Annotated in this window: 7 protein-coding genes; 3 read left to right on the top strand and 4 right to left on the bottom strand. The window is 67.5% G+C overall.

From position 1 onward, the window contains the following. Positions 1 to 209 precede the first annotated feature (209 nt). The 3 genes from creD to creB form a co-directional block, all read right to left on the bottom strand. Positions 210 to 1,529 (bottom strand): cell envelope integrity protein CreD, encoded by a 1,320-nt coding sequence (gene creD, locus PDM28_RS06135; protein ID WP_311184182.1) that lies wholly within the window; start codon positions 1,527 to 1,529, stop codon positions 210 to 212. Positions 1,530 to 1,636: 107 nt separating this feature from the next. Continuing rightward, the gene (gene creC / locus PDM28_RS06130; protein ID WP_311184181.1) at positions 1,637 to 3,067 is read right to left on the bottom strand and encodes a two-component system sensor histidine kinase CreC; all 1,431 of its coding nucleotides are present in this window, start codon (positions 3,065 to 3,067) and stop codon (positions 1,637 to 1,639) included. A gap of 1 nt (position 3,068) precedes the next feature. Next, positions 3,069 to 3,764: a two-component system response regulator CreB gene (creB, locus tag PDM28_RS06125; protein ID WP_311184180.1), complete on the bottom strand. Its 696-nt coding sequence runs from the start codon at positions 3,762 to 3,764 to the stop codon at positions 3,069 to 3,071. A 45-nt stretch (positions 3,765 to 3,809) separates the two neighbouring features. Between creB and PDM28_RS06120 the strand changes: the two genes are divergently transcribed. The 3 genes from PDM28_RS06120 (at position 3,810) to mfd (ending at position 8,800) form a co-directional block, all read left to right on the top strand. Continuing rightward, complete coding sequence (locus tag PDM28_RS06120) at positions 3,810 to 4,667, top strand: 23S rRNA (adenine(2030)-N(6))-methyltransferase RlmJ (protein WP_311184178.1); 858 nt, start codon at positions 3,810 to 3,812, stop codon at positions 4,665 to 4,667. A gap of 75 nt (positions 4,668 to 4,742) precedes the next feature. Beyond that, positions 4,743 to 5,294, top strand: coding sequence for a GNAT family N-acetyltransferase (locus PDM28_RS06115; protein WP_070208934.1), 552 nt, complete (start codon positions 4,743 to 4,745; stop codon positions 5,292 to 5,294). Positions 5,295 to 5,332: 38 nt separating this feature from the next. Further along, positions 5,333 to 8,800 (top strand): transcription-repair coupling factor, encoded by a 3,468-nt coding sequence (gene mfd / locus PDM28_RS06110; RefSeq protein WP_311184176.1) that lies wholly within the window; start codon positions 5,333 to 5,335, stop codon positions 8,798 to 8,800. Between the two features lie 170 nt (positions 8,801 to 8,970). Here mfd and PDM28_RS06105 read toward each other — a convergent pair whose 3' ends face one another. Beyond that, positions 8,971 to 11,067 (bottom strand): M13 family metallopeptidase, encoded by a 2,097-nt coding sequence (locus tag PDM28_RS06105; RefSeq protein WP_311184175.1) that lies wholly within the window; start codon positions 11,065 to 11,067, stop codon positions 8,971 to 8,973. Positions 11,068 to 11,217: the final 150 nt, after the last annotated feature.

Genomic DNA, 11,217 nt, shown 5'->3' with positions numbered 1-11,217 from the left:
TCAGGTTCGCCATGGATACAGAGTGAGGTGACGAGTGGCGTAAACCTAACGCGATCCTCCAGCATTTCCAGTCCGTCCTTGCGCCAGCAGCATCGCGCCACGCAAGCAGAAGCCGGAAGCGTCAACGCCGCCAACCGAACCCGCACTCGCTCTGTGTCGGCAACAGCACTCGCCCGTGCGCCACACCGTATGGCGCACGGGCCATCGCCTTACTTCAGGCTCGCGCCGAGTTCGTACCAGTCGATCCGACGGGTGATCCACATCGCGGTGGTCAGCACGCCGAACAGCAGCAGTGAGCCCATCAGCAGCGCGTTGTTCTCCGAGACCAGCAGGCCATACAGCGCGCCGTACAACACGGTGAGCATGCCGGCAAACCCGAGGCCGCGCAGCCAGCTGCCCAGCACCCCGGACAGATACACCGCCTGCAGCCCGATACAGGCCACGGCCGAGACCACGTAGGCCACCCAGAACGGGATGTGTTCGGACAGGCTGAGCAGCAGCAGGAAGAAGATCGCCAGCGCCAGCCCGACCATCAGGTACTGCAGCGGGTGGATACGGAGCTGCTTGATCAGTTCGAACAGGATGAAGCCGACGAACGTCAGCACGATGAAGAGGATGCCGTACTTGCTGGCGCGGTCGGCCTGGGTATAGATGTCGACCGGGTTGACCAGCTCCACGCTGACCGTTTCCGGCTCCACGTCGCGGGCACTGCGCAGCTGGCGCTGCGCCTCGGAAGCCAACGAGGAAACGGCCCACTGCGCATCGAATCCCTTCTCGTCCACCCGACGCTCGTTCGGCAGGAAGCTGCCGCCGAACAGCGGGTGCGGCCACGGCGAGCGGATCGCGATGCGGCTGTCGTCGCCCACCGGCACCACCGCCAGCGAACGGGTCCCGTCGAGCACGAGCGACAAGTCCACCTTGCTCGCCTTGAGCAGGCCACCGGTGGTATCGGTGAAGCCCTGCAGCGGCACGTGCAGGCCTTTGCCGATGCCACTGACATCGCCGATGCCCGGCTGCAGGGTCAGCGCTTCGCCGTCGACCTTCAGGTCGGGCGAGCCGACCAGGCCACGCACGTCTGCGATGCCGACCGCCAGGTATGGGGTGCCGTACACGCGGCCGACCTTGATCGGGTAGTCGTCATCGCTGAACACTGCACTGACCTTGGCCTTCCAGGTGTACACCGGCACGCGGAACAGGCCGATCCGGCGTTCATCTGGCACCATGCCGCCGTCCACGACCAGCTTCGACGGCATCTGCAGCCAGTAGCTCTGCTCGACCTGCGTTTCGACCTTGCGGACGCCGGTGGCATCCACCACTTCGACCTGGCGGGTGTCGGTCCACGGCACCACCCGGATCGGCCCGGTCAGGGTCTGCGCCCCGGCCCGGCTCTGCGCCACGCGCAGGTAGGCCTGGTCACGATACGCCTCGCGCTCGCTGATCACCCCGCGGATCATCATCAACGGAATCAGCAGCAACAGGATCAGCCCGCCCACGATGGCGAACCGCAACAGCATTTTCAGGGATTTCATCACCCGTCCTCGGTTGGGAAGGGTGCCAGCTTCCCAACAGACTGTGCGCCAGGTTTGAAGCGAATGTGAAGTCAGAGGGTAGAGCCACGCCCTGCGTGGCTGCAGACTCACCGAAGCCAGACGCCGGCCACCGCTCCCCCACCCTCTCGATTCACCAACGTCACCCTGCCCCCGTGCAACCGCGCCACTTCCTGCACGAACGACAACCCCAACCCCGAGCTGCGCTGTCCGGTGGCCGGCCGCGCCAGCGAATAGAACCGCTCGAACACGCGCTCCAACGCGTAGTCCGGCACCCCGCTTCCCCGGTCGGCCACGCGCAGCACCACCGCATCGCCCTCGCGCACCGCGCCCAAGGTGATCCGACTGCCCTCCGTTGAAAACGCGAGCGCATTTTCCAGCAGGTTGTTCAACGCCTGCCGCAGCAGGTAGGCGTCGCCCTGCACTTCCAGGTCCGCCCCCGCCTCAACGTCAACGCCGACCCCGGCCGCCTGCGCCCGCACCGCCACTGCATCTGCGGCGGCCTGCAGCAGCGGCGCCACCGCAATCCGCTCGCGCGTCTGCAGCCAGCCATGCTGCTCCACCTCCGCCAGCGCCAGCAGCTTGTCGATGGTTTCGGTCAGGCGCTGCTCCTGGCCCTGGATGCTGCGCGCGAAGTGCACCCGGTCCGCCTCAGGCAGCGGCTCCTGCAGCAGCTCGGCCGCGCCGCGGATGGCCGCCAGCGGGCTCTTCATCTCGTGGGTCAGCGACTGTACGTACTGCTCCACGTACGCCTTGCCTTCCAGCTTGCGGCGCATGGTTTCCAGCGCGCGGCCCAGGTCGCCGATCTCGTCGCGGCGCGGCTTGGGCGGCGCTACCGGCTCACCGGCACTGACCGCCTGGGCATAACGGTTCAGCCGGTTCACGCCATGCATCAGCCAAGCGGTCATCAACAACCCGATCAGTGCCGAAATCCCGATCAGCCACGCGCTGCGCTGCAGGATGGCGCGCTGGCTGGCCGCGATGAACGGGTCGATGCTGCGGTTGGGCTGGGCCAGGGTGAGCACACCGATCAGGCGGGTGGCATCGGCCGGGTCATGGATCGGCGCGGCCACGTGCATCACCGAGTGCACCTCGTCGCCGGGCGTCTCCGGGCTGGAACGCGCGCCGTACTCGCCGCGCAGGGTGCGGTAGACGTCGTTCCAGCGCGAATTGTCGCGGCCGATGTCCTGGCCGGTGGAGTCGTACACCACGATCCCGCGCGCATCGGTGATGGTCACGCGGTAGTCGAGGCTGCGCTTGGGGAAGCGCCACACCATCGCCTTCGGGTCGCGACGCTGCGCGCGCGCCAGGTTGGCTACGAACGGGCCGTTGTCGATATGGCCAGCCTTGAGGTCGGGCGCGGCCATCTCCGCCAGCACGTTGGCCGCGTCCACCAGGGTCGCCTCCATCGCCTGGCGCACCCCCGGCTTCACTTCATTGACGAACACGCGCATCACGAAGAACGCGGCGATGCCCACGATCAGGAAGAAGCCCAGGAACAGTTTCAGGCCCAGCCGCACGCTACACCTCCAGGGCGTAACCCACGCCGCGATGGGTGCGGATCGGGTCGGGGTCCGCCCCGGCCGCGCGCAGTTTGATGCGCAGGGTCTTCACGTGGGTGTCCACGGTGCGGTCGGCGCTGTCGGTGTCGCTGTCCCAGCCCCGGTCCATCAGCTGGGCGCGGCTGAGGATGGCACCGGGGCGTTGGAGCAGCGCGGCCAGCAGCGCGTACTCGTAGCGGGTCAGGTCCAATGCCTTGTCGTCGAACCGGATGCGGCGGCCCTCTCGGTCGATCGCGAAACGGCCGTGCGGCTGCCAGCGCACCACCCCGGCCTCCTCCACCGGCCCGCTGCGGCGCAGCCGGGCACGCACCCGCGCCACCAGTTCGCGCGGCGAGAACGGCTTGGCCATGTAGTCGTCGGCCCCGAGCTCCAGCCCCAGCACCCGGTCGAACTCGTCGTTGCGGGCGGTCAGGAAGATCACCGGCACCTGGCTGAAGGTGCGCAGCGCGCGGCACACCTCGAACCCGCTCATGTCCGGCAGGCCCACGTCCAGCACCACCACGTCCACCGGCACCTGGCGCAGCCGTTGCAGGGCATGCGCGCCCAGCAGGCAGTGCTCCGCAGCGTAGCCCTCGCTGCGCAGCGCATAGAGCACGGTATCGGCGATGGCAGCCTCGTCTTCGACGACCAGGACGGTATGCGGGGGGCGGTTCATGCGCGCAGCATAGCCGCTGGGGCCGCCGCGCCGTACACTGCGCCGATGAATTACCACCACGCCTTCCATGCCGGCAACCACGCCGATGTGCTCAAGCACATCGTGCAGCTTGCCCTGCTCGACAGCTTCAAGCGCAAGGACAGCCCGTTCTTCGTGCTGGACACCCATGGCGGCGCCGGCCGCTACCTGCTGGCCAGCGAGGAGAGCCGCAAGACCCTGGAGGCCGAAGACGGCGTGATGCGACTGATGGCACAGCCGACCCTGCCGGCCGTGGTGGAGCGCTATCTCAAGGCGGTGCAGGCCGACAATCCGGTCGGCGCGATGGTCAGCTACCCGGGTTCGCCGCTGCTCAGCGCGCAGGCCATGCGCGAGCAGGACCGCATGGCGGTGTGCGAACTGCAGGACGCCGAAACGGCGTCGCTGAAGGCCCTGTTCGCGCACGACAGTCGGGTTGCAGTGCTGCACGCCGACGGGTACGCACAGAACAAGGCGCTGCTGCCGCCCAAGGCCAACGGGGTCAAGATCGGCCGCGGCCTGGTCCTGATCGACCCGCCGTACGAGGGCCAGGACGCCGAGTACCAGCGCATCCTCGCCTCGGTGGGCGAGATCCTGGGGCGTTGGCCGCAGGCCAGCTTCGCGATCTGGTTCCCGATCAAGCAGCGCCGCACCATCCTGCATTTCCTGCGCAAGGCCTGCGCCCTGCCGGTGAAGTCGGTGCTTACAGTAGAACTACTGGTGCGGCCCGACGACTCTCCCCTCAGGCTAAACGGCAGTGGCATGCTGCTGCTCAACCCGCCCTGGCAGTTCGACCAGGTGCTGGCCCCGGCCATGCCCGCGCTCAAGCAGCATCTGGGCGAAGCTGGCGCCACTACCCGCCTGCAGTGGCTCAAGCAGGCCGAATGACCGGCGTGAGCGTTCCGTTCACGGAACGCGCCCCCGGGGATGCGAGAATCCGAAGACCACCAAGGAATCACCGGTATGGCTACCCGTAACCGCATGCCGCCCTGGCACGAAATCTTCAAGGCTCCCAGCGGCCACGAACTGCTGATCCGCCCGATCCGTCCGGAAGACGGCGCACCGTTGAAGGCCGCTTTCAGCCTGTTCGGGCCGGAGGAAATCCGCGACCGCCTGCTGCAGTCGGTCACCGAGCTGTCCGACGAGTCGATGCAGCGCCTGACCCATCCCAACCCCAAGGGCGAGATCACCCTGGTGGCTGCCGAAAACGAAACGCCCGGCGATGCCGTGGTCGGTGCGTTGGCGCGCGCCTCCATCGTGCCCGGTACCCGCGAGGCCGAGTACGCCATCCTGATCAGCCGCTTCCTGATCGGCCAGGGCCTGGGCCGGCAGCTGATGCGCAAGCTGGTCAAGTGGGCGCGCGGCAAGTACCTGGACCGCCTGTACGGCGACGTGCTGGAAGCGAACGTGCCGATGAAGCAGCTGGCCGCCTCGCTCGGCTTCAAGCAGGTGCCGCACCCGAATGAAGGCTCCGGCCTGGTGCGGATGGTGCTGGAGCTCGACCCGGGCCAATAGGAAGTCATCACGTGGGCGTCTGCTAAAATCGGCAGCTCATGTCACGCACTTCCTATCCCGCTCCGCCGCTGCCCCGTTCCGGGCAGCTCCGCGCCTGGTGGCGCGCTCCTGCATCGCCGACGGCGCTGGCGTGGTACATCGCGCGCGCCGCCGATGCGCATGCCGGCCCGCTGCTGGTCATCGCCCGCGACAACCACGGCGCCAACCAGATCGAGTCCGACCTGCGCACCCTGCTGGGCAGCGCGTCGGACCTGCCGGTGGTGGCGTTCCCGGACTGGGAAACGCTGCCGTACGACGCCTTCAGCCCGCACCCGGACATCATCTCGCAACGCCTCGCCGCCCTGCACCAGCTGCCCACGCTCAAGCGCGGCATCGTGGTGGTGCCGGTGCAGACGCTGCTGCAGCAGCTGGCCCCGCTCAAGTACATCATTGGTGGCAGCTTCGACCTGAAGGTCGGGCAGCGCCTTGACCTGGACGCAGAGAAGCGCCGCCTTGAAGCGGCCGCCTACCGCAACGTGCCGCAGGTGATGGACCCGGGCGATTTCGCCGTGCGCGGCGGCCTGCTCGACGTGTTCCCGATGGGTGCCGACGCGCCGCTGCGGGTCGAGCTGCTCGACGAGGACATCGATTCGATCCGCGCGTTCGACCCGGAAAGCCAGCGTTCGCTGGACAAGGTCGACGCGGTGCGCATGCTGCCTGGCCGTGAGGTGCCGCTGGACGAGCTGAGCGTGTCGCGGGTGCTGGCCACCCTGCGCGAGCGCTTCGACGTCGACACCCGGCGCAGCGCGTTGTACCAGGATCTCAAGGCGGGCCTGGCGCCGGCCGGCGTGGAGTACTACCTGCCGCTGTTCTTCGATGAGACCGCGACGCTGTTCGACTACCTGCAGCCGAACGCGCTGCCGGTGATCGCCAACGGTGTGGGCGAAGCGGCGGCTTCGTTCTGGGCCCAGACCCAGAACCGCTACGAGCAGCGACGTCACGACGTGGAGCGCCCGCTGCTGGCGCCGAGCGAGCTGTACCTCAGTCCGGAAGCACTCAACGCACACCTGAACACCCTGCCCCGCATCGAAGTGTGGGGCGCGGACCATGCGCGCATCGAGGAGGCTTCGCCGCTCGGCGACCAGCCGCTGCCGCCGTTGCCGGTGGCCGCGCGCGACGCGCCGGCGGGCGAGGCGTTGAAATCCTTCATCGGCCACTATCCGGGCCGGGTACTGATCGCGGCCGACTCGCCGGGCCGTCGCGAAGCGCTGCTCGAGGTCCTGCTGGCAGCGGAGTTGAAGCCGCCGGTGGTAGCTGACCTGCCCACCTTCCTGGCCGACGACAGCCAGCGCTTCGCGATCACGGTGGCGCCGCTGGAAGATGGCTTCGCGCTCGACATGCCGCCACTGGCGGTGCTGACCGAACGCCAGCTGTTCCCCGAGCGCGCCGGCCAGACCCGGCGCAGCCGTCGCGCCGGGCGCGAGCCCGAAGCGATCATCCGCGACCTGGGCGAGTTGACCGAAGGCGCGCCGATCGTCCACGAAGACCACGGTGTCGGCCGCTACCGCGGCCTGATCGTGCTCGACGCCGGTGGCATGCCGGGCGAGTTCCTGGAAATCGAATACGCCAAGGGCGACCGGCTGTACGTGCCCGTGGCCCAGCTGCACCTGATCAGCCGCTACTCCGGTGCATCGCCGGAAACCGCACCGCTGCATTCGCTGGGCGGCGAACAGTGGAGCAAGGCCAAGCGCCGCGCCGCAGAAAAGGTCCGCGACGTCGCCGCCGAGCTGCTGGAAATTCAGGCCCGCCGCCGCGCGCGCGCCGGGCTGGCGCTGCACGTGGACCGGGCGATGTACGAACCGTTCGCGGCCGGCTTCCCGTTCGAGGAAACCCAGGACCAGATCGCCGCCATTGAAGCGACCCTGCGCGACCTGGCCAGCAGCCAGCCGATGGACCGCGTGGTCTGCGGCGACGTCGGCTTCGGCAAGACCGAAGTGGCCGTGCGCGCCGCCTTCGCGGCGGCCAGTGCCGGCAAGCAGGTGGCGGTGCTTGTACCGACCACGCTGCTGGCCGAACAGCATTACCGCAACTTCCGCGACCGCTTCGCCGACTGGCCGCTGCGGGTGGAAGTGCTCTCGCGCTTCAAGACCGCCAAGGAAATCAAGGCCGAGCTGGAGAAGGTGGCCGCCGGTACCATCGATGTAATCATCGGCACCCATCGCCTGCTGCAGCCGGACGTGAAGTTCAAGGACCTGGGCCTGGTGGTGGTGGACGAAGAGCAGCGCTTCGGCGTGCGCCAGAAGGAAGCGCTGAAGGCGATGCGCGCCAACGTGCACCTGCTGACCCTGACCGCCACGCCGATCCCGCGCACGCTCAACATGGCCATGGCCGGGCTGCGCGACCTTTCGATCATCGCCACCCCGCCGCCGAACCGGCTGGCGGTACAGACGATCATTACTGCGTGGGACAACGCGCTGCTGCGCGAGGCGTTCCAGCGCGAACTGTCGCGCGGCGGACAGCTGTATTTCCTGCACAACGACGTGGAAAGCATCGGCCGAATGCAGCGCGACCTGGCCGAACTGGTCCCCGAAGCGCGCATCGGCATCGCCCATGGGCAGATGCCCGAGCGCGAGCTGGAACGGGTGATGCTGGACTTCCAGAAGCAGCGCTACAACGTGCTGCTGTCGACCACGATCATCGAGTCGGGCATCGACATCCCCAACGCCAACACTATCATCATCAACCGCGCCGACCGCTTCGGCCTGGCCCAGCTGCACCAGCTGCGCGGCCGTGTCGGCCGTTCGCACCATCGCGCGTATGCGTACCTGGTGGTGCCGGACAAGCGTTCGATGACGCCGGATGCGGAAAAGCGGCTGGAAGCCATTTCCTCGATGGATTCGCTGGGCGCCGGTTTCACGTTGGCTACCCACGACCTGGAGATCCGGGGTGCGGGCGAGCTGCTGGGCGAAGACCAGAGCGGGCAGATGGCCGAGGTGGGCTTCAGCCTGTACACCGAGCTGCTGGAGCGCGCGGTACGCAGCATCCGGCTGGGCAAGCTGCCCGACCTGGATGCGGGCGAGGAAGTGCGCGGTGCCGAAGTGGAGCTGCATGTACCGGCGTTGATCCCGGACGATTACCTGCCCGACGTGCACACCCGCCTGACCCTGTACAAGCGGATCAGCAGCGCGCGCGACAGTGGTGAGCTGCGTGAGCTGCAGGTGGAGATGATCGACCGCTTCGGGCTATTGCCGGACGCGGCCAAGCATCTGTTCGCGGTGGCGGAGTTGAAACTGCAGTGCAACGCGCTGGGCATCCGCAAGCTGGAGCTGGGCGAGAACGGCGGCCGCATCGTGTTCGAGGCGCAGCCGCGCATCGACCCGATGGCGGTGATCCAGATGATCCAGAAGCAGCCCAAGCTGTACACGATGGACGGCCCGGACAAGCTGCGCATCAAGGTGCCGCTGCCGTTGCCGGAAGACCGTTTCAATGCGGCCAAGGCATTGTTGACTACGTTGACGCCGGGCTGACGAACGAAGCCGGCACCGCCTGGGTCGGCCAACGGCCGACGCTACCAGGTCGTGCCCGTTCCGTTATCTGCGCCCGCTTCGGGTAGCGTCGGCCGTTGGCCGACCCAGGCGGTGCCAGATACGCAGAGGCCCGGCAGATGCCGGGCCTCCTTGTTACATCGCTGTTGCTGTTACCAGATCACCACGCGCTTGTCGTCGGCGCGCACCATCGCGTCGCCGCTCTTGCACTCGAACGCCTGCGCGAAGGCCGGCATGTTCGAGGGCGCGCCGTTGGCACGGAAGTTCGCCGGGGCGTGCGGGTCGGTGTTCAGGCGCACGCGCAGCTCACCGTCGGTGAAGTTGCGACGCCACACGGTGGCCCAGTTCATGAAGAAGCGCTGGTCCTGGCTGTGGCCGTCGACCTCGACATTCGCCTTGGGGTTTTCCTTCAGCGCCATCTGCAGCGCGTCATAGGCCACGGTCAGGCCGCCGAGGTCGCCGATGTTCTCGCCCAGGGTCAGCTTGCCCTTCACGTTCACACCCGGCAGCGACTCGTAGCCGTCGAACTGCGCGACCAGCTGGTCGGTGCGGCCGGTGAAGGCCTTGCGGTCGCTGTCGGTCCACCAGTTGTCGAAGTTGCCGTTGGCGGCGAACTGGCTGCCCGAGTCGTCGTAGCCGTGCATCATTTCGTGGCCGATCACCGCGCCGATGCCGCCGTAGTTCAACGCCGGGTCGGCCTTGGCGTCGAAGAACGGCGCCTGCAGGATCGCCGCCGGGAACACGATCTCGTTCTTGGTCGCGTTGTAGTAGGCGTTGACGGTCTGCGGGGTCATGCCCCACTCGGTCTTGTCGACCGGCTTGCCGACCTTGTCCAGCATGTAGCGGTAGTTGAACGCGCGCGCGGCCTGCATGTTGCCCAGGTAGCTGTCGGCGTTGGTTTCAAAGCCCGACCAGTCGCGCCACTTGTCCGGGTAGCCGATCTTCGGGGTGAAGCTGGCCCACTTCTCCAGCGCCTTCTTGCGGGTGTCTTCGCCCATCCATTCCAGCTTCTCCAGGCGCGCCTTCAGTGCGACCGAGAGGTTTTCCACCAGGTGCTGCATCTGCTCCTTGGATTCGGCGGGGAACACGGCGTCGACGTACAGCTGGCCCAGGCCTTCGCCGATCGAGCTGTTGACCGATTCCAGCACGCGCTTCCAGCGCGGCTGCATTTCCTTCTGGCCACGCAGGGTGGTGCCGTAGAAGTCGAAGTTGGCCTTTTCGAAGGCGCTGCTCAGGTACGGCGCGGCGTCATCGACGGTGTGGAAGCGCAGGTAGGCCTGCCAGGTGGAGGCCGGCACGTCGGTCAGCATCTTGTCCACTTCGCTGAAGAAGGCCGGCTGGGCCAGCGAGAACTTCTGCGCGGCCGGAATCTTCAGGGTGTCGAACAGCGCGGTCCAGCTGAAGTTCGGGGTGAGCTTGTCGGCTTCGGCGGCGCTGAGCGGGTTGTAGCGCTTGGCCGGGTCGCGCAGTTCGATGCGCGACAGCGAGGCCTTGGCCAGGCGGGTTTCGAAGTCCATCACCGCCTGTGCATCGGTCTTGGCCTGCGCGGCGTCGACGCCGGACAGGGTCAGCGCCTGCGCGATGTAGGCCACATAGGCGTCGCGGATCTTGGCCTGCGATTCGTCGAAGTAGTAGCCCTTCTCCGGCAGGCCGAGGCCGCCCTGGCCGACGTAGGCGATCACATTCGCCGAATCCTTGTAGTCGGCGTTGGCGAACAGCGAGAACAGCACGCCCTGGCCCTGCGCCTGGCTGTCGCGCAGGTACTGGCTGATGGCGGCGGTGTCGTTCAGCGCGGCAATCTTGTCCAGCTGCGGCTGCAGCGGGGCGATGCCGGCGGCTTCGATCTTGGCTTCGTCCGAGCCGGTCTTCCAGATATCACCGATCTTGGCTTCCACCGAGCCGGCCTTGGCCTGGCTGGCGGCGGCCTGCTGGACCAGTGCGTGCTGCACTTCCAGCGAGCGCTCGCGCAGGATTTCGAAGCTGCCCCAGGTGGTCTGGTCGTTCGGCACCGGGTTGGCCTTGAGCCACTTGCTGTTGACGAAGCCGTTGAGGTCGGTACAGGCGGCAATGGCCGGGTCGAGGTCGGCGCTGTTGAGCGAGATCAGCGGGGTCTTGATCTGCGACAGGTCGAAGGCCGGCTTGGCATCGGTCGTGGTGGCCGCCGGAGCGGTCTCGGTCTTGCCACACGCGGCCAGCGAGGCGGCAATGGCAAGGTTCAGGCCCAGCGGGGCCAGCTTGGAAAGGGTCATGCGTCACTCCAGCTGCGGAAAGGCATTACCCGCGAGGCGGGCAATCTTGCAGCGTAGCGCGGGAGTGCGCCGGGTGGACCGGCCAAAGGTCACAGGCGGAAAGCGCTGGCTCCGATGGGCTACGGGCTGGGGAGACCGGCGGGCAGCCCC

Source organism: Stenotrophomonas aracearum, from assembly GCF_031834615.1.
In the GTDB taxonomy this organism is placed as follows: Bacteria; Pseudomonadota; Gammaproteobacteria; order Xanthomonadales; family Xanthomonadaceae; genus Stenotrophomonas; species Stenotrophomonas aracearum.
This window is presented reverse-complemented; position numbering and strand designations above follow the sequence as displayed.

What these genes read in the sequence shown, in the direction of transcription:
- creD (WP_311184182.1), bottom strand. Translation starts at nt 1,529, where the DNA reads ATGAAATCCCTGAAAATGCTGTTGCGGTTCGCCATCGTGGGCGGGCTG.
- creB (WP_311184180.1), bottom strand. Translation starts at nt 3,764, where the DNA reads ATGAACCGCCCCCCGCATACCGTCCTGGTCGTCGAAGACGAGGCTGCC.
- PDM28_RS06120 (WP_311184178.1), top strand. Translation starts at nt 3,810, where the DNA reads ATGAATTACCACCACGCCTTCCATGCCGGCAACCACGCCGATGTGCTC.
- PDM28_RS06115 (WP_070208934.1), top strand. Translation starts at nt 4,743, where the DNA reads ATGGCTACCCGTAACCGCATGCCGCCCTGGCACGAAATCTTCAAGGCT.
- mfd (WP_311184176.1), top strand. Translation starts at nt 5,333, where the DNA reads ATGTCACGCACTTCCTATCCCGCTCCGCCGCTGCCCCGTTCCGGGCAG.
- PDM28_RS06105 (WP_311184175.1), bottom strand. Translation starts at nt 11,067, where the DNA reads ATGACCCTTTCCAAGCTGGCCCCGCTGGGCCTGAACCTTGCCATTGCC.